Here is an 18347-nt window from a genome sequence, read left to right on the forward strand (position 1 = left end):
GGCGTACGTCCCGAGCAGCTCCTTGCGGCTCCAGGCGTAGCGCGCGCCCTCCGCGATCGCGGCGAGGGACGGCTTCGCCGCCTCGTGCGCCGCGGCCGAAGCCCTGCCGCCCGTCGGCTGTGGCAGGTGTTACTTGCCGCCCTCGACGTTCGCGAGGATCTGCTTGCCCGTCTCGTTCACCGAGTCGGTGACGTTGGCGATGTCACCGTTCAGGGTGTCGTGGACGGTGCCGCCGATGCCGTACTGGACATCCTGGTTGTCGCTGGCGATCGGCGAGTTGTTGAGAACCTCGACGTTCCACCGGTCGGCGATGTGGTTGAAGTTGAGGTTGTCGTGCGCGTCGTCGAACGCCGACGCGGCGGCAGCCGCGCTGCCGATGTTCTCGTTGCCGACCGTGGCGGCGGGGCCCGGGTCAGCCGCGGCCGTACCAGCGGACATGCCCACCGCGGCGAGTCCGGCAGTGGTGATGATGGCGGCGCTGATGATCCGCTTGGCAGTAGCCATGGAAGCATCCCTTTCGTGACGTCTTGTGCACTTCCACGGGTACTAAAGATCAATCCAGGGAAAAGTTTCGTTTGCCGAGGCCGCGTCACTCCGTCAGCCGATTCATCCACTTTGTCGTCTCGTACGGTCAAGCATCGAAGATGAGAGTCGGATTGCTCTACCGCCGACGGTGGCGGCCGATTAATCTGCTGGTTACTCATGAGTTACCAGCAATGAAGCTGTGCCTTCCCCCCGCCCGGAGGACGCCGTGACGACCGTGACCGACACCCAGAAGCTGCTGGAGAGCCGTCCGGCCTCCGTGGCCATGCTCTTCCAGGACCGGGTGGCCGCCACCCCGGACCGGGTCGCCTTCCAGTACCCCGTGGCGCCCGCCTCGGGCGAGGGCCCGGACGAGTGGCGGGACCTGAGCTGGGCAGGGTCCGCGGAGCGGGTGTACGGCATCGCCGCCGGGCTGATGGACCTCGGCGTGCAGGCGGAGGAGCGGGTCGCGGTGGCGGCCGCCACCAGCGTCGACTGGATCCTGTCGGACCTCGGCATCCTGTGCGCCGGCGCCGCGAACACCACGGTCTACCCGACGACGAACGCCGAGGAGACGGCGTTCATCCTCGCCGACTCCGGCAGCAGGGTGCTGATCGCCGAGGACGGCGTACAGCTGGCGAAAGTGCGCGACCAGCGCGCGTCGCTGCCGGAGCTGCGGAACGTCGTGGTGATCAAGGCGGAGGACGCCGTCGCCGCCGAGGGCGACCCGGACGGTTTCGTGCTCTCCCTCGCCCAGCTGGAGGAGCGGGGCGCGGCGTATCTGGAGAAGAACCCGGACTCCGTGAAGGACCGGATCGCGGCGCTGCGCGCCGACCAGCTGGCCACGCTGATCTACACCTCCGGCACCACCGGCCGGCCCAAGGGCGTGCGGCTGCCGCACGACTGCTGGTCGTACATGGGCCGGGCGATCGAGGCGATCCAGCTGCTGAAGACGGACGACGTGCAGTACCTGTGGCTGCCGCTGGCGCACGTCTTCGGCAAGGTGCTGACCGCCGGGCACATCTCCACCGGGCACGTGATGGCGGTGGACGGGCGGATCGACAAGATCATCGAGAATCTGCCGATCGTGAAGCCGACCAAGATGTGCGGCGTGCCGCGGATCTACGAGAAGGTCTACAACGGGGTCGCGGCCAAGGCCCGGGCGGGCGGCGGCGCCAAGTACAAGATCTTCCAGTGGGCGGCGGCGGTCGCCCGCGAGTACGCCAAGGTCACCCAGGACAACTACGTCAAGACCGGCAAGCGCTCCGCCCCCACCGGGCTGGCCATGAAGCACGCGGTGGCCGACCGGCTCGTCTACGCCAAGCTGCGCGAGGCGTTCGGCGGCCGGATGGAGGGCTGCGTCTCCGGCTCGGCGGCGCTCTCCCCCGAGATCGGCTACTTCTTCGCCGGCGCCGGCATCCCGATCCTCGAGGGCTACGGCCTCACCGAGTCCTCCGCCGCCAGCTTCGTCAACCGGATCGAGGACTTCCGCGTCGGCACGGTCGGCAAGCCGCTCCCGGGCTGCGAGGTGCGCATCGCGGACGACGGCGAGATCCTGCTCCGCGGCCCGGGCATCATGCAGGGCTACCACGGGCTGCCCGAGCAGTCCGCCGAGGTGCTGGAGGCCGACGGCTGGTTCCACACCGGCGACATCGGCGAGCTGTCCGCGGACGGCTTCCTGCGCATCACCGACCGCAAGAAGGACCTGATCAAGACCTCCGGCGGCAAGTACATCGCGCCGACCGAGGTCGAGGGCCAGTTCAAGGCGATCTGCCCGTACGTCGGCTCGATCGTCGTGATCGGCGCCAACCGCAACTTCTGCACCGCGCTCATCTCCCTGGACGAGCAGGCGCTGCTCGGCTGGGCGAAGGAGAGCGGGCTCGACGGCAGGCCGTACCCGGAGCTGGTCGCGGCCGACGAGACCCGCGCCATGATCGAGGCGTACGTCAAGCAGCTCAACGAGGGCCTGCAGCGCTGGCAGACCATCAAGGCGTTCCGCGTGCTGCCGCGCGACCTGGACGTCGAGCACGGTGAGCTGACCCCGAGCCTGAAGCTCAAGCGGCCGGTAGTGGAGCGGCAGTTCAAGGACCTGATCGACGAGATGTACGAGGGCGCGGTCGCCAAGTAGCCGCCCCGCGGCGGGGGGCGCTCGTCCCGTCCCCCGCCCGTCCTCTCCCCGGTGGCGTCCCCCCGTCACGCCCTCCCGTACCGCACCTGCAGATCGCGTACGGCCGACTCCAGCAGGGCGACCCGCTTGGTGAGTTCCAGTACGTCGGTCAGGCTGCTGCACGCCAGATGCGACTCCACCGCGGACAGCCGCTCGGCGATCTCGTGGAGCTGCACCCGGCCGGTCTCGACGAGCCCGACCAGCTGCTGGTTCTTGCGGTACAGATCGAGGAAGACCGACACCTTCGCCCGCAGCACCCACGGGTCGAACGGCTTCTGCAGGAAGTCCGCCGCCCCCGTGGCGTAACCGCGGAACGCGTAGCCGGAGCCGCTGTCGTTGCCGGTGAGGAAGATGATCGGGACGTCCTTCGTCTGGTCCAGGCGCTTGATGTTCGCGGCGGTCTCGAAGCCGTCCATCCCCGGCATCATGCAGTCGAGCAGGACGACGGCGAAGTCCTGCCGGAGCAGCGCCTTCATCGCCTCCTCGCCGGAGCGGGCGCGCACGATCGGCTCGCCGAGGGCACCGAGGATGGCCTCCAGCGCGGTGAGGTTGTCGTCCAGGTCGTCGACCAGGAGGATGCAGGCCGGCGCGGAGGTCCGCTCCCGCGGGTACGTGGAGTTCATGGGGCTCATGACGGTGTGGGTCCGGAGGGGTCGTCGGCGGGCGGGGGCGGGTCCTGCGGGTCGAGGAGGGTCAGGGACACCGAGAGCAGCTGGTCCACGTCCACGGGCTTGGGGACGTAGTCCGAGGCGCCGCTCGCGATCGACTTCTCGCGGTCGCCGGGCATCGCCTTGGCGGTGAGGGCGATGATCGGCAGGGCGGCGAACCGCGGGGTGGCGCGGATCCGGCGGATGGTCTCGTAGCCGTCGAGCTCCGGCATCATGATGTCCATCAGGCACAGGGCGACGTCCGGGTTCTTCTCCAGCACCTCGATGCCCTCGCGGCCGTTCTCCGCGTACAGCACGTTCATCCCGACCCGGCCCAGGACATGGGTGAGGGCGAAGACGTTGCGGATGTCGTCGTCGACGATCAGCACCCGGTTGCCGGGGAAGACCTCTCCGGGGCGGCCGGTGAGCCACTCCTCCAGCCGGGTGGTGCTGGGCCAGTCCGGCTCGACCGGGAGGACCGTCTCCGCCGGCAGCTCCGATCCCGACGGGGGCGGGGGCGCCGGCACCGCGGGGAGGGCGGCCGGTTCCGCCGTCTCCGCCGGGCCGGGGCAGCGGACCGGGACGCGCAGGGTGAAGGTGCTGCCCTTGCCGGGCGTGCTGCGGGCGGTGATGGTGCCGCCCAGCAGTCCGGCGATCTCGCGGCTGATGGACAGGCCGAGGCCGGTGCCGCCGTACTTGCGGTTGGACGTCCCGTCGGCCTGCTGGAATGCCTCGAAGACGGCGGGGAGTTTCTCGCCGGCGATGCCGATGCCGGTGTCGATGACGGCGAAGTCGACGAGCTCCTCGCCGTTCGCCTCCTTCACGGGCACCCGGTCCACGCGCAGCTCGACCCGGCCGGCCGGGGTGAACTTCACGGCGTTGGAGAGCAGGTTGCGCAGCACCTGCTGCAGCCGGCGGCCGTCGGACATCATCACCCGCGGTACGTCCTCGCCGACCGCGACCTCGAAGGCCAGGCCGCGGTCGATGGTCAGGGGGCGGAAGGTGTCGTGGACGTAGTTGAGGACCTTCACCAGCGGCAGCTGGCGCGGGCGGACGTCCATCCGGCCGGCCTCGATCTTCGACAGGTCGAGGATGTCGTTGATGAGGGTGAGCAGGTCCGTGCCGGACCGGTTGATGGTCTCGGCGAACTGCACCTCCTGCTCGCTCAGATGGCCGTCGGCGTTGTCGGCGAGCAGCCGGGCGAGGATCAGCAGGGAGTTCAGCGGGGTGCGCAGCTCGTGCGACATGTTCGCCAGGAACTCCGACTTGTACTGCGAGGCGGCCGCCAGCTGGGCGGCCTTCACCTCCAGCTCGTCGTTGGAGCGGCGCAGCTCGGCCTGCTGGCGCTGCAGTTCGACGGACCGGTCCTGGAGCTGCTGGGTGAGCCGCTGGGACTCGCTGAGCAGGGACTCCGTACGGGCGTTGGCGAGGATGGTGTTGATCGCGACGCCGATGGTGCTGCCGAACTGGTCGAAGAACGCCAGGTGCACGTCGGAGAAGCGGGAGAAGGACGCCAGCTCCACGACGCCGAGGACGCGGCTCTCGAAGAGGATCGGCAGGATGACGACGCTCTTGGGGACGGCCTCGCCCAGCCCGGAGGCGATGGTGATGTAGTCGGGCGGTACCTCCTCCAGGAGGATCCGCTCCTTCTGCACGGCCACCTGCTGGACCAGGCCGCGGCTGGGGGTGTTGGGGGTGGGCAGGTCGATCTCGCCCTGGGCGGTGCCGTAGCCCGCGATGTAGACCAACCCGTTCTCAGAGGTGCCGGAGGTGCCGCTGCCGGTGGCGTTCTCGGCCAGGTAGAACGCGCCGAACTGGGCGTTCACCAGCGGGGTCAGCTCACGGATGATCAGGTCGGCGACCTCGATCAGATCGCGGTGGCCCTGCATGAGGGACGCCAGACGCGCCAGGTTCGTCTCCAGCCAGTCCTTCGCGCGGGTGGTCTCGCGCAGGGTGGCGACCATCCGGTTGACGTCGTCCTTCAGATCGGCGACCTCGCCCTGGGCCTCGACGGTGATGGAGCGGGTGAGGTCGCCCTGGGCGACGGCGGAGGCCACCTCGGCGATGGCGCGGACCTGGGTGGTGAGGTTGGACGCCAGCTCGTTGACGTTGGTGGTGAGCCGCTTCCAGGTGCCGTACACGCCCTCGACCCGGGCCTGGCCGCCGAGCCGCCCGTCGGAGCCGACCTCGCGGGCGACGCGGGTGACCTCGGAGGAGAACGAGGAGAGCGTGTCGACCATGGTGTTGATGGTGGTCTTGAGCTCCAGGATCTCGCCGCGCGCGACGACGTCGATCTTCTTGGACAGATCGCCCTGGGCGACGGCGGTGGCGACCTGGGCGATGTTGCGGACCTGGCCGGTCAGGTTGTCCGCCATGAAGTTGACGTTGTCGGTGAGGTCCTTCCACACCCCGGAGACGCCGCGGACCTGGGCCCGCCCGCCCAGCTGGCCCTCCGTACCGACCTCGCGCGCCACCCGGGTCACCTCGTCGGCGAAGGCGGAGAGCTGGTCGACCATCGTGTTGACGGTGGACTTGAGCTGGAGGATCTCGCCCTGGGCGGCGACGGTGATCTTCTGACTGAGGTCGCCCTGGGCGACGGCCGTGGTCACCTGGGCGATGTTGCGGACCTGGCTCGTCAGGTTGTCCGCCATGAAGTTGACGTTGTCGGTGAGGTCCTTCCACACCCCGGAGACGCCGCGGACCTGCGCCCGCCCGCCCAGCTGGCCCTCCGTGCCCACCTCCCTCGACACCCGGGTCACCTCGTCGGCGAAGGCGGAGAGCTGGTCGACCATCGTGTTGACGGTGAGCTTCAGCTCGAGCAGCTCGCCGGTGGCCTCGACGGTCACCTTGCGGTTGAGGTCGCCGCGGGCCACGGCGGTGGTGACGACGGCGATGTCGCGGACCTGGGCGGTGAGGCGGGCGGCCATCGTGTTGACGGCCTCGGTGGTGCCGCGCCAGCTGCCCTGCAGCCCCTGCACCTTGGCGCGTCCGCCGAGCCGTCCCTCCGTACCGACCTCGCGGGCCATGCGGGTGACCTCGCCGGTGAACAGGGCGAGCTGGTCGACCGTGCGGTTGACGGCGCGGCCCAGCCGGCGGGTGTCGCCGCGCAGTTGGCGGGTGCCGTCGTGCAGGGCGACGCGCTGGGAGAGGTCGCCGGCGGCCACGGCGTCAAGGACGCGGGTGGCGTTGGCCACCGGGATGGTGAGGGCGTCCAGGAGCGTGTTGGTGTGGTGCACGTCGGTCGTCCACGCCCCCCGTCCGGTGCTGGCGGCGAGCCGCTCGTCGAACCGGCCGTGGCGCAGCACCTCGCGCCGGACGCGGTCCAGTTCGGCCGAGTAGTGCTCGCCGCGGGCGGCGATCCGGTTCACGGACATGGCGAGGTCGGCGACCACTCCCTCGTAACCGTCGGTGAGCCGACCTCGGAAGTCGCCGTCCGCAAGCGCTTGCAGGGCTGCCACGAGCGGACGCAGCTCGGCAACCCGTACCCATTCCCCGGCCGCCGGGGGCGGAACGCCGCCTTCAGGTGCTGAGGCGTCGGTCCCGTCCAAAGGCGGTCGCGGTCTGGCCAGACTCGTCTTCGCACCCATAGGAAGCCCACCACTTACGTAACTTGGCGCGTATGAGCCAGCTCAGTCTGTCACCCTGAGCGCGTGGGATTCGGCAGTATGCCGGAAGTGGTCGGGAGTGGTAGGTGAGTGCCTTCGGGGCGGCGCGACCAGCGCGGCAGGAGAGGGATGTCCGGCGGGAGGACGCGGTGCGGGGGGCTGCCACCGGGCCGGCCGGGCCGACACCGCCTCCGGGCACGGAGCCGGCCCCGGAGGCGGACGAACCGGCCGGCCCCACCGGCACGGGTGAGCACGCCCCGGCCTCCCTCACCGATACGGGGGACACCCCCGGAGTCTCGGTGTCGACGCCCCTTCCCGGAACGGTGGAGGCCGCCTCCGTCGCGCGTGGCTTCGTACGGGCGGCGCTCGCGGACTGGAAGGCGTCCGGCCCCGGCACGGCGCTGACCCCGTGCCTGGTCGACGACGCGCTGCTGCTGATGAGCGAGCTGGTCACCAACGCCGTGGTGCACGCCGGTACGGACATCGAGGTGCGGCTGCGGCTCGACCCCGGCACGGGCGCGCCGCCGGCGCCGGGGATGCCGCCCGGACCGGGACTGATCGGCGAGGTGGCGGACCTGAATCCGACGCGGACCGTGCGGTCCGCGGCCGAGTGGGCCCGGGGGGCGGGCGAGCAGCCGGACCCCGACGACGCCGTCCGGCGGGGCCGCGGTCTGCGACTGGTCACCGAACTCGCCGAGTCGTGGGGCGTGGTGTACCGCCGTACGGGCAAGACGGTGTGGTTCCGGCTGGCGTTGTGGGAGGGCCCGCCGGAGGAGTCCGGCGCGATGCCGCGGGTCGTCGCGCCGCGCCGGCCGCAGGGGCCCGCGCCGGTGCACTCCTACGCCGCCGACACCGCGGCGGTCCGGTGGCACGGCCAGGGGGCGTACTCGTTCCTCGCGGAGACCTCGGACATACTGACCGGCCAGTTCGACGAGGACATGGTGGCGTCGCTGGCGACGCAGCTGCTGGTGCCGCGGTTCGCGGACTGGTCCGCGATCTGGCTGGACGGTGAGGTCGGCGGGGTGACCCGGCGGCGGCTGGCGCAGGTCTGGCACGCGCAGGAGTCCCGGCTCACGGACCTGCGGCGGACGCTGCAGCAGCACCCGCCGACGCCGCCCGGCGGCGAACGGGCCGCGGTGGTGCCCTGCCCCTGGCCCGGGGAGCCCGGCGAGCAGACGGCGTACGGCCCGGGCGGTACGGCGGTGGCGTGCCGGCTGCGCGCCGGCGGGCGCGAGCTGGGCATGCTGGCGCTGGGGCGGGCGGGCCTGACGGGGATGCCGGACGACGCGTCCGGGGTGATCGAGGACTTCGCACGCCGGGTCGCGCACGCGGTGGCGGCCGCGCGGCGCTTCACACGGCAGGCGACGATCAGCGCGGTGCTGCAGCGGGGCCTGCTGCCGCACGGGGTGACCCAGCCGCCGGGGACGGACGTGCACGTGGTGTACGAGCCGGCCGACCACGCCTGGGCGGGCGGCGACTTCTGGGACCTGTTCCCCGTCGGCGACGGCCGCTGGTGCTTCGCGCTGGGCGACGTCTGCGGCAACGGCCCGGAGGCGGCGGTCGTCACGGGCCTGGCCCGCCCCGTGGTCCGCCTGCTGGCGCGGGAGGGCTACGGGGTGGCGGAGGTCCTGCGGCGGCTGAACCGCACGCTGGCCGAGGAGGCGGTGGAGGCCGTGGAGGCCGCGGCGGCGGCGGTGAGCGGCCACGCGCCGTCGGCGCCGTCGGCGCCGGACGCGGCGAAGTTCCTGTCCCTGCTGTACGGCGAACTCCTCCCGTACGGCCCGGAACGCGGCGGCGCGCGCTGCACGCTGGCGTCGGCGGGGCATCCGCTGCCGATGGTGCTGCGGCCGGACGGGACGGTGCGGGTTGCGGCTTCGCCGCAGATGCTGCTGGGGGTGGTCGAGGACGCGACGTATGAGGCCGAGTCCTTCGATCTGTCGCTCGGCGACACGCTGTTGTGCGTCACGGACGGGGTGACGGAGCGGCGCAGCGGCGACCGCCTCTTCGACGACGGCGACGGCCTCGCGTCCGTCCTCGCGGGCTGCGCGGGCCTCACGGCGGCGGGGGTGGCGGAGCGGGTTCGGCGGGCCGTCCACGCGTTTGGGGCTTCCGCCCCGGAGGATGACCTCGCGATGTTGGTGATGCGGGCGGTGTAGGTCGGGGTGCGGTGCGGTTTGCGCTGGCTGACGCGGTCGGCGCTGCGCGCCTCGTCCTCAAACGCCGGACGGGCTGGGATCGGTGCCGGTCGCGCTGCGAGCGTGCGGTCGCGCTGGCGCCTGCGGCGCGATTCGGCGCTCCGCGCCTCAGTCCTCAAACGCCGGACGGGCTGAGGGGGTGCTGCGGTCCCGCTGCCAGCGTGCGGTCGCGCTGGCGCCTGCGGCGCGATTCGGCGCTTCGCGCCTCAGTCCTCAAACGCCGGACGGGCTGAGGGGGTGCTGCGGTCCCGCTGCCAGTGTGCGGTCGCGCTGGCGCCTGCGGCGCGGTTCGGCGCTTCGCGCCTCAGTCCTCAAACGCCGGACGGGCTGAGGGGGTGGTCCGGTCACGCTGGAAGGGCGCCTTTGCCGGCGCAGCGCAGCGGAGCCGGTACAAACGCACCGGGTCGGCGCCCAGATCCCTCGGCGGAGCGCCAGCGGAGCCGTTCGCTTCGCGTCAGGCCGGCGCAGCGCAGCGGAGCCGGCGTAACCCCACCGGCCCACCGAACGACACACCCCGGCGGAGCGCAAGCGGAGCCGCTCAACTCCGCACCGGCGCAGCGTCAGCGGAGCCGTTCGCTGGGCGGCGCCATGGCGCCGTCCCCTCCCGCTCCGCCCGGCAAGGCCCCTTGGGGCCGCAGAATCACTCCGATTTGAGACGGCAACCGGCCGCCGACCACCACCGACAACCCGCCACCCCCAACCCACGCGCGTCACCCGCCACAACCGCCCACCCCCCGATCACCCCGGCCGGTGGTCGCTGGGGGGCTTACCAGCCCCCCAGACCCCCCGTGCCGCCCGTGCGATCACAACCACCGCCCGTTCCAAGGCGTACTCCGGGTCTGCCGCCGCGCCCTTCACCGCCGCGTCCGCTTCCGCCACCGCGCGCAGGGCTACCGAGACGCCGTCCGCCGTCCAGCCGCGCATCTGCTGGCGGACGCGGTCGATCTTCCACGGGGGCATGCCCAGCTCGCGGGCGAGGTCGCCGGGGCGCATGCCGCGGGGTGCGGACGCCAGTTTGCCGATGGAGCGGACGCCCTGGGCCAGGGCGCTGGTGATCAGCACGGGGGCGACGCCCGTACCGAGGGCCCAGCGCAGGGACTCGAGGGCCTCCGCCGCGCGGCCCTCGACCGCCCGGTCGGCGATCTCGAAGCTGGACGCCTCGGCCCGCCCCGTGTAGTAGCGCGCGACCACGCGTTCGTCGATCCCGCCCTCGACGTCCGCCGCGAGCTGTGCCACCGCGGACGCCAGCTCCCGCAGATCGCTGCCCAGGGCGTCGAGAAGCGCCTCGCACGCGCCGGCCGACGCCTGCCGGCCCGTGGCGCGGAACTCGTTGCGGACGAAGGCCAGCCGGTCCGCCGGCTTCGTCAGCCGGGCGCACTCCACCTCGCGCGCGCCGGCCTTGCGCGCGGCGTCGAGCAGGCCCTTGCCCTTGGCGCCGCCCGCGTGCAGCAGGACCAGCGTGATCTCCTCGGCCGGCGCGGTCAGATACGCCTTGACGTCCTTGACCGTGTCGGCCGAGAGGTCCTGCGCGTTGCGTACGACCACCACCTTGCGCTCGGCGAAGAGCGACGGGCTCGTCAGCTCCGCGAGCGTGCCCGGCTGGAGGGCGTCCGGGGTGAGGTCGCGGACGTCCGTGTCCGGGTCACCGGCCCGCGCCGCGGCCACGACCTGGGCCACGGCACGGTCGAGGAGCAGGTCTTCCTGGCCCACGGCCACCGTGACGGGGGCGAGGGGATCGTCGTGTGCAGCTGCTTTCCTGGCCATCGCGGACCAGCATCCCACGCCCCACCGACAACCGGCCCGGCGTCAGGGCGCCTCCAGCCACCCCTCGTGCGCGGCGGCCAGCTCGTCCAGCTCGGCGGGGGACAGCACCCCGGCGGGGTCCTCGACCACCACCAGCCACTGGGCGTCCTCCGCGTCGTCCTCACCGGCCAGCGCGTCCCGTACCAGCTGCGGCTCCGTACTCAGCGGACAGACGTCCGCGACCTCCTCGGCCACCGCCTCCGCGGCGTCACGGTCGGGGAGGACCAGAACATGACGTACGACATCACTCACGTGGTGATTCTCTCAGCACCTCACGCGCCGACGCCCCCATGCGGCCCCCGCCCGGACCGGGCCCCCTCCCGAACCGGCTCCCGCAAGGACCGCCCCCGGTGGTCAGCCCTTCCCCACGACCTGGATGTCCAGCTCGATCTTGATGGACGAGCCGACCACCGCGATCCCCCGCGCAAGCATGTGCTGCCAGTTCAGCGTGAAGTCCTCACGGTGCAGCTCCGTCGTCGCGCGGCACGCCGCCCGCAGCTCGCCCTCCATGCCGACGCCGATGCCGAGGTACTCGGTGTCCAGCGTCACCGTGCGGCTGACGCCGTGGATGGACAGCGCGCCCGAGACCGCCCAGCGGTTGCCGACGCGGTGGGTGAAGCGGTCGCTGTAGAACTCCAGCGTCGGGAAGCGCTCGACGTCGAGGAAGTCCGCGGAGCGCAGATGGTCGTCGCGCATCTTGATGTTGGTGTCGATGGACGCCGCCTCCATGACGACGTGCAGCTGCGACTCCTCCATCCGGCGGCCGATGCGCAGGGCGCCGGTGTAGTTGTTGAAGCGGCCGCGGACCCGCGCCATGCCGATGTGGCGGGCGGTGAAGCCGATGGTGGTGTGGGCGGGGTCGATCTCCCAGTCGCCCGGCGGGGGCAGCTGCGGCAGCTGCGCCGGCGGCAGCGAGACGTCGCCGATGTGGGTCCCCGCGCCCTCGGTGACCTGCGTCTCACCGCGGTACGGCGTGAGCCCCTCGGACTCGACCGCCACCCGGTACTCCCCCGGCGGCACGGCGGCGACGAACAGCCCGTACGGATCCGACTCCCCGGCCACGACCTTGCGCCCCACGGGGTCCGTCACCGTCAGCTCCGCGGCGGGCAGCGGGTCGCCCACCGGGTCGAGCACCCGGCAGCTGAGGAGACCCGCCTGCGGCGGCACCTGCACCCCCGCGAGTCCGTTCGTCGTACGCATCCGCCGTCCGTCGCGCCGGCCGCGTCGCAAGCCGATCATGAGCCGTCCCCCCGTGGAGCCTGTGGTGTTGTCGCTTCATTCGAACACCGTTGAGGCTTTCGGGGCAACTCGGGCCGGAAACCCGAATTGATCATTCCGGGTGTGATACCGGCCGTGTCGGAAGGCGGTCGAGGACCATCCCGAAGTGCTCCCGGTACGCGTCCGCCAACTCCCCCTCCGGTATCCGCCTTTCGGTCCGCGCGCCGTCCGCGGCGGTGACGAGGAGCCGGTCGCCGCTGAGCGTGACCCGCTCGCCGGTGCCGGTGAGCCGGGAACAGGTGAGGGAACGGGTGAAGTGGGACTTCGGCGAGGTCCGCTGCCACCAGCAGGTCGCCTCGAAGTCACCCAGCTCGCGGGGGCGTTGTTCGAGCCGGAAGACCGGGGAGTCTTCCTGCAGTACGTCGAGGTCGTCGCCCTCGGGTGCCTCGGTGATACGGAACACACCGCCCGGATCGCGCTGGTCGGCGCGGTCGGCGTAGCGCAGGGGGAGGTGTGTGTGCCGGCCGAAGCCGACGTCGGCGAGCCACGGCCCGGGGTCGTCGGCGGTGCGCACGCGCAGCGCCATGTGGTCGTAGGGCGGTCCGAGCCGTCCGTCGGGCATGAAGACACGGGCGCTGAGCAGCTCGACCCCGTAGCCGAGGGACGTCAGCAGGGCGGCGAAGCCCCCGTTGAGCTCGTAACAGAAGCCGCCGCGCCGGCGCTGGACGAGCTTGTCGTAGAGCGCCTGCGTCGTGAGGACGATGTCCTCGCCGAGGTGGATCGAGAGGTTCTCGAAGGGAACAGCCGTCAGATGGCGCAGATGCAGGTCCCGCAGCGCCTCGGCGGTGGCGGCCTGCGGGCGCTCGGCGCCGATGCGGGCCAGGTACGCCGCCGTCTGGTCCTCGGTGAGAGGTGCCTGGTCCTCGAGAGGTGTCATGGGATCAAGGCTAGGCGGCGGGTACGACAGTGCTACGCGCTCGCCCCGACGGTCGCCGCGGACAACGCGGGCTCGGCGCTCGCCGGGAGGTCGCGCATGCCGGGCAGCGGGGAGAACAGCAGCCATACGACGCCGAGCGTCGCGCCCACCGTGGCGATCCAGAGCGAGGCGTGCAGCCCTATGGCGGTGCCGAGCCAGCCGCCGGCGAGGGCGCCGAGGGGGCGTATGCCGTAGTTGACGGTCTGCAGGACGCCGGAGACACGGGAGCGCAGGGCGTCGGGGACCAGCGCCGTCTGGAAGGCGTTGGCTGAGACGTCGAGGACCATCACGCCGAAGCAGGCGAGGAATTCGGCGGCCAGCAGCATGGCGATGATCTGCGGCTGCGAGCCGTGGGCGAGGGGCACCAGGACCAGCGGGAGGCTGAAGCCGAGACAGCCCGCGATGATCGAGACGCCGTAGCCGAGCCTGGCGACGATCCGGCCGGTGAGGGCCGCGCCGGCCAGCCCGCCGACCGCGCCCGCGCCCAGGACCAGGCCGAGGGTGCCGGGGGCGAGGCCCAGTTCCCTGGTGGCGTAGAGCACGAAGAGGGCGTGGAAGATGAAGTTGAAGAAGTTCAGCGTGGCCACCCCCAGCTGGAACGCGCGTATCAGCGGCGTGCCCACCACCCACCGGAGCCCGGCGAGGAAGTGGCCGCGCTCGCGGGGAGCGGGCGGCGGCTCCTGGGGGTTGATCCGGCCGAGGAAGAACGCGGAGGCCAGATAACTGACCGCGTCGGCCAGCAGCGCCACGGGCGCGGTGAGGACCTGCACGAGTGCGCCGCCCGCGCCGGGCCCGGCGACGAAGGCAATCGAACGGCTGCCGTTGATCAGCGAACTGCCCTGCAGCAGGCTGCCGGTGGGGACCAGCGAGGCGTACAGCGTGTTGTTGGAGACGTTGAACAGCACGCTCAGGATGCCGATGACGAACGCCACGACGAAGAGCTGCGTCAGGGTGAGGACCCCGAGGGCGTACGCGGCCGGGATGGACGCCAGCGCCAGGAACCGGCCCACATCGGCGGCCAGCATGATGCGCCGGCGGCTGCGTCGACCATCAGCCCAGGCCCCGGCCGGCATGGACAGGAACAGGGCCGGCAGCAGCGGGGCGGCGGTCAGCCAGCCCATGTCCGCGGCGTCGGCGCCCAGCACGAGCACGGCGGCCAGCGGCATGGCGATGCGGTGGACCTCGTCGCCGAGGAGGGAGATGCTCTGGCCGGTCCAGTAGCGGCGGAAGGCGCGCTCGCGGAGCAGGTCGGGGATGCGGGGTCTCATGCGTCGGGCTCTCCTTCCGGGCGTCGGTAGAGGTACGCGATGTGCAGCAGCTGGACGAGTCCGGCGCCCTCGGGGCGGCGTTCGGGGTGCCGCATGCGGTCGCTGTAGGGGGTGAGCAGGGCCTCGATCTGCTCGCTGAGGGCCGCGAGTTCCTCGGGGGTGACGTAGAGGAGCGCGTCGCCGAACTGCTCGCCGTCGCGCCAGGCGGGGGGCAGTTGGTGACGGGTCTCGACGGCGCGGGCGGCCCGCTCGAAGTAGGACTGCAACATCACGCGGAGGGTCGCCGTGGCGGCCTCGGCGACGGCGGGGTCCTCGTGCGTACCGGGCACGTCCGTGAACTGGGCGGTGGCCCGCCACGGCTTCTCCCGCCCCCGGCCGCCCTCGGCCTCCTCGACGAGGCCGTACTTCGCGAGCATCCGCAGGTGGTAGCTGCAGCTCGCGACGGACTCGCCGGTCAGCTCGGCGGCGCGGGTCGCGGTGAAGGGACCCTCGGCGCGGAGCAGGCCGACGAGGGCCATACGGGTCGGGTGCGCGTAGGCGCGGAGTGCCTGGGGGTCGGTCAGGCGGATGCCCTTGGGGTCCGTCATGAATCTAAAGGTAGCTTTCTAAAGAGACCTTTACAATGGTTTCTTTAGAAGGACTTCTTTAGAAGGGTTCTCCTGGACGGGCCTCCTTGGCAGCCCTTCCTTGGAAGGGCTGCCTTGGAAGAGCTGCCTTGGAAGAGTTGCCGTCAGGGGCCGCGGGCTGTGGCGGCCGTGCCGTCGGCCAGTACCGCCAGGGCGCCCGAGGTGTCCGTGCGCAGCACTGTCGCGCCGGTGGTGCGCAGGGTCGCGAGGGTGCTCGGGGCCGGGTGGCCGTAGGGGTTTCCCGAGCCGGCGCTGATGAGGGCCAGGCGGGGACCGAGGCGGGTCAGCAGGGCGGGCGACTGGTACGCGGAGCCGTGGTGGGCCACCTTCAGGACGTCGACGCTCGGCAAGGCGGGGTGCGCGGCGAGGAGTTGCTGCTGGGCGGGGGGTTCGAGGTCGCCCGGGAGCAGGACGGTCAGTGCTCCCGTACGGACGAGAAGCGTGACGCTCGCGTCGTTCGGCCCGTCGGGGTGGGCGTCCGGCGGCGGCCACAGGACCTCCCAGGACACTGCGCCGAGCCTGCGACGCTCCCCCGCGACGGCCCGTACGACCGGCACCCCGGCGCGGGCGGCGGTCCTGCGTACGAACGCGGCCTGCTCCGGCGGATCGTCGGACGTCGTCGTCTGGATCGCGCCGACCGCCCGCCCGCGCAGCACGCCGGGCAGCCCGTCGACGTGGTCGGCGTGGAAGTGCGTGAGCACCAGCAGCGGGATCCGGGTGATCCCGAGGTCACGCAGGCAGGCGTCGGCCCGCGCGGGCTCGGGCCCGGCGTCGACGACCAGGGCCGTCTCCTCCCCCGCCGCGAGCACGAGGGCGTCTCCCTGGCCCACGTCGCAGACCACCATCCGCCAGCCCGGCGGGGGCCAGCCGGTCAGGACGCGGGTGAGCGGCGGCGGGCGGGTGATCACCGCGAGGAGCAGCAGCGCGACGGCCGCGCAGACCCAGGGGCGGCGCAGCAGCCTGCGCCCGACGGCCAGCGTCGCGGCGATCGCCGCCGCCAGCAGCAGGGCACCGGGCCAGCTGGCGGGCCAGGGCAGTTGGGCGCCGGGGAACGAGGCGCCCGTACGGGCGAGGCCCGCGATCCACTCCACCGGCCAGGACGCGAGCCAGGCCAGTCCCTGGGCCACGGGTGGCGCGAACGGGGCGGTGGCCAGGGCCGCGAAGCCGAGGACGGTGGCCGGGGCGACGGCCGGTTCTGCGAGGAGGTTGCAGGGGACGGCGACGAGGCTGACCCGCGCGGCGAGCACCACGACGACCGGCGCGCAGACCGCCTGCGCGGCGGCGGCCGCCGCGACGACCTCCGCCAGGCGGGGCGGCATCCCGCGGGCGCGCAGGGCCGCGGCCCAGCGCGGCGCGACGGTCAGCAGGGCGCCGGTGGCCAGGACGGAGAGGAGGAAACCGTAGTCCCGGGCGAGCCAGGGGTCGAACAGGACGAGCAGCAGCACGGCGGCAGCCAGCGCGGGAATCAGCGAACGGCGGCGCCCGGTACCGATCGCCAGCAGCGTGATCAACTCGCAGGCGGCCGCGCGCAACACGCTCGGCTCGGGCCGGCAGACGACGACGAACGCCAGGGTCAGGACGCCCGCCGCCACGGCGGTGACCCGGGTCGGCAGGCCGAGCAGACGCGCCAGGCCGCGGCGCTCGACGCGGCCGGCGAGGTGGGGCGGGCCGATGAAGACGGCCAGCACGATGGTGAGGTTGGCCCCGCTCACGGCGAGCAGATGCGTCAGGTCGGTCGCCAGGAACGCGTCGCGCAGCTCCACGGGGACGCGCGAGGTGTCCCCGACGACGAGCCCGGGCAACAACGCCCGTGCGTCGGCGCCGAGATGACCGCTGGCCTCCCGCAGCCCCTGCCGCAACTCCCCGGCACCACGCTGCACGCTGCTGGGCGCCCCTACGACGACGGGCGGCCCGGCCCCGGCAACGCGGAGCGCCGCGGCGATGCGGTCGCCGCCGTGCAGCGGCGGCACGATGCGCGCGCTCACGCGCACGCGGGTGGAGGGCAACAGGGCAAGCCACAGCTCCTGCGCGGAGGGCGGGCGGGCGGCGGCGGCCCGCGGCGCGTCCGCGCGGGGCGCGTCTGCCGTGGGCGGCGCGCCCTCGCCGGCCTCGGCCGGCGGGTACGGGACGGCGAGCTGCGGCTCGCGGGCTCGGGCGGGCGGGTACGGGGCGGCGAGCTGCGGGGCACCCGCCTGTGGCGCACCCGCTGTCCGCCGCGCGGGCTGCCCGGCCGGGGCAGGCGGGTACGGGACGGCGAGCCGCGGACCACCCGCCTGTGACACACCTGCTGTCCGCCGCGCGGGCTGCCCGGCCGAGGCGGGCGGGTACGAGGCGGCGAGCCGCGGACCACCCGCCTGTGGCACACCCGCTGTTAGCCGCGCGGGCTCCCTCGCCGGGGCAGCGGGGTACGCCGGGGCAACCCGCGGCACACCCGCCTGTGACACGCCCGCTGTCGGTCGCGCGGGCTGCCCGGCCAGGGCGGGTGGGTACGTGGGGACGAGCCGCGGGCCACCCGCCTGTGGCACGCCCACTGTCGGCTGCTCGGGCTCCTGGACCGGGGCAGAGGCGTCGGCGTGCGGCGCGCCCGCCCTCTGCGGCGTACCCGCTGTCCGCCGCGCGACCTCCCGGGCCGGGGCAGGCGGGTACGAGGCGGCGAGCTGCGGCACACTCGCCTGTGGCACGCCCGCTGTTAGCCGCGCAGGCTGCCCGGCCGGGGCGGGCGGGTGCGCGGTGGCAGCCTGCGGCACACCCGCCTGTGACACAACCGCTGTTGGGCCCGCGGGCTCCCCCGCCTGGGCGGGCGGATATGCGGTGGGGCGGGCAGACGTTGGGGGCTGCACGGCGGGTTGGGTGGCTGGGGGTGGCTGCGTGGCGGCTTCCGCGTGGTCGCTCCGCTGTGCGGCCTGGTGGGGTGGCGGAGCCGGGTTGCCGGTGGGGGTGGAGTTCGTGGCCGGGGTGACGATGAGCAGGACCGGGGTGCGGGTGCGGATCACCCGGCCCGTGAGGGTGGCCACCCGGACCGCGCTGCCCTCCAGCACCACGCCGTCCGGCGCTCGGGCCGCCCCGCGGATGCGTGGGCGGGTGGGCCGGGGGTCGCCCGTGAGCTCCACGTCGACCACGGCACGGCCCTCGGACGCCGCCAGCCGGGGAATCGGCCCGCGCTGGACATCCGCCGTGTGCGCGGCAGCGACGGCGGCGGCCGTCGCCCCGCACAGCAGGGTCGCCGCCGCGGCCCCGGCCAGCCGACGCGCGGCACAGGGGGTGGCCCGTCGGCCACCACAGCGCTCCGGGGATGGCCGGTCCCTGGGAGGGGCTGCGCG

The 18347-nt window shown here is 73.1% G+C and carries 12 protein-coding genes; 2 read left to right on the plus strand and 10 right to left on the minus strand.

Annotated elements, in window-relative coordinates:
- Positions 1-129: 129 nt before the first annotated feature.
- Positions 130-504 carry a hypothetical protein gene (locus AB0M28_RS28220; protein WP_365410856.1) on the minus strand — a complete coding sequence of 125 codons (375 nt, stop codon included), beginning with the start codon at positions 502-504 and terminating at the stop codon, positions 130-132.
- A gap of 256 nt (positions 505-760) precedes the next feature.
- Between AB0M28_RS28220 and AB0M28_RS28225 the strand changes: the two genes are divergently transcribed.
- Positions 761-2650: a long-chain fatty acid--CoA ligase gene (locus tag AB0M28_RS28225; protein ID WP_365410922.1), complete on the plus strand. Its 1890-nt coding sequence runs from the start codon at positions 761-763 to the stop codon at positions 2648-2650.
- Positions 2651-2715: 65 nt separating this feature from the next.
- On the opposite strand, the gene AB0M28_RS28230 is transcribed toward AB0M28_RS28225, so the two are convergent.
- Together AB0M28_RS28230 and AB0M28_RS28235 are read right to left on the minus strand one after the other, a co-directional pair.
- Positions 2716-3312 carry a response regulator gene (locus AB0M28_RS28230; RefSeq protein ID WP_365410859.1) on the minus strand — a complete coding sequence of 199 codons (597 nt, stop codon included), beginning with the start codon at positions 3310-3312 and terminating at the stop codon, positions 2716-2718.
- A 5-nt stretch (positions 3313-3317) separates the two neighbouring features.
- Complete coding sequence (locus AB0M28_RS28235) at positions 3318-6785, minus strand: HAMP domain-containing protein (RefSeq protein WP_365410925.1); 3468 nt, start codon at positions 6783-6785, stop codon at positions 3318-3320.
- Positions 6786-7240: 455 nt separating this feature from the next.
- On the opposite strand from AB0M28_RS28235, the gene AB0M28_RS28240 reads away from it, so the two are divergent.
- Complete coding sequence (locus AB0M28_RS28240) at positions 7241-9097, plus strand: SpoIIE family protein phosphatase (protein ID WP_365410862.1); 1857 nt, start codon at positions 7241-7243, stop codon at positions 9095-9097.
- A 777-nt stretch (positions 9098-9874) separates the two neighbouring features.
- On the opposite strand, the gene holA is transcribed toward AB0M28_RS28240, so the two are convergent.
- From holA to AB0M28_RS28275, 7 genes are all read right to left on the minus strand, one after another.
- Positions 9875-10900 (minus strand): DNA polymerase III subunit delta, encoded by a 1026-nt coding sequence (gene holA / locus AB0M28_RS28245; protein WP_365410865.1) that lies wholly within the window; start codon positions 10898-10900, stop codon positions 9875-9877.
- A gap of 42 nt (positions 10901-10942) precedes the next feature.
- Positions 10943-11191: a hypothetical protein gene (locus tag AB0M28_RS28250; RefSeq protein WP_365410868.1), complete on the minus strand. Its 249-nt coding sequence runs from the start codon at positions 11189-11191 to the stop codon at positions 10943-10945.
- A 102-nt stretch (positions 11192-11293) separates the two neighbouring features.
- Entirely contained in the window at positions 11294-12178 is an 885-nt protein-coding gene (locus AB0M28_RS28255; protein ID WP_365410871.1) for a YceI family protein, read from the minus strand.
- A gap of 91 nt (positions 12179-12269) precedes the next feature.
- Positions 12270-13094, minus strand: coding sequence for an arylamine N-acetyltransferase (locus AB0M28_RS28260; protein WP_365410874.1), 825 nt, complete (start codon positions 13092-13094; stop codon positions 12270-12272).
- A gap of 32 nt (positions 13095-13126) precedes the next feature.
- Positions 13127-14401 carry an MFS transporter gene (locus tag AB0M28_RS28265; RefSeq protein ID WP_365410877.1) on the minus strand — a complete coding sequence of 425 codons (1275 nt, stop codon included), beginning with the start codon at positions 14399-14401 and terminating at the stop codon, positions 13127-13129.
- Complete coding sequence (locus AB0M28_RS28270; RefSeq protein WP_365410880.1) at positions 14398-14988, minus strand: helix-turn-helix domain-containing protein; 591 nt, start codon at positions 14986-14988, stop codon at positions 14398-14400. Before AB0M28_RS28270 ends, AB0M28_RS28265 begins: the two co-directional genes overlap by 4 nt.
- 143 nt (positions 14989-15131) lie before the next feature.
- A complete protein-coding gene (locus AB0M28_RS28275; protein WP_365410883.1) occupies positions 15132-17309 on the minus strand; it encodes a ComEC/Rec2 family competence protein in 2178 nt (725 codons plus the stop codon).
- Between the last annotated feature and the right edge of the window lie 1038 nt (positions 17310-18347).

Origin of the sequence: Streptomyces sp. NPDC051940 (assembly GCF_040680895.1) — a bacterium.
GTDB lineage: Bacteria > Actinomycetota > Actinomycetes > Streptomycetales > Streptomycetaceae > Streptomyces.

Excerpts from the sequence above, each read along its gene's own strand:
- holA (WP_365410865.1), bottom strand. The coding sequence starts at position 10,900 with ATGGCCAGGAAAGCAGCTGCACACGACGATCCCCTCGCCCCCGTCACG.
- AB0M28_RS28230 (WP_365410859.1), bottom strand. The coding sequence starts at position 3,312 with ATGAACTCCACGTACCCGCGGGAGCGGACCTCCGCGCCGGCCTGCATC.
- AB0M28_RS28260 (WP_365410874.1), bottom strand. The coding sequence starts at position 13,094 with ATGACACCTCTCGAGGACCAGGCACCTCTCACCGAGGACCAGACGGCG.
- AB0M28_RS28265 (WP_365410877.1), bottom strand. The coding sequence starts at position 14,401 with ATGAGACCCCGCATCCCCGACCTGCTCCGCGAGCGCGCCTTCCGCCGC.
- AB0M28_RS28220 (WP_365410856.1), bottom strand. The coding sequence starts at position 504 with ATGGCTACTGCCAAGCGGATCATCAGCGCCGCCATCATCACCACTGCC.
- AB0M28_RS28270 (WP_365410880.1), bottom strand. The coding sequence starts at position 14,988 with ATGACGGACCCCAAGGGCATCCGCCTGACCGACCCCCAGGCACTCCGC.
- AB0M28_RS28255 (WP_365410871.1), bottom strand. The coding sequence starts at position 12,178 with ATGATCGGCTTGCGACGCGGCCGGCGCGACGGACGGCGGATGCGTACG.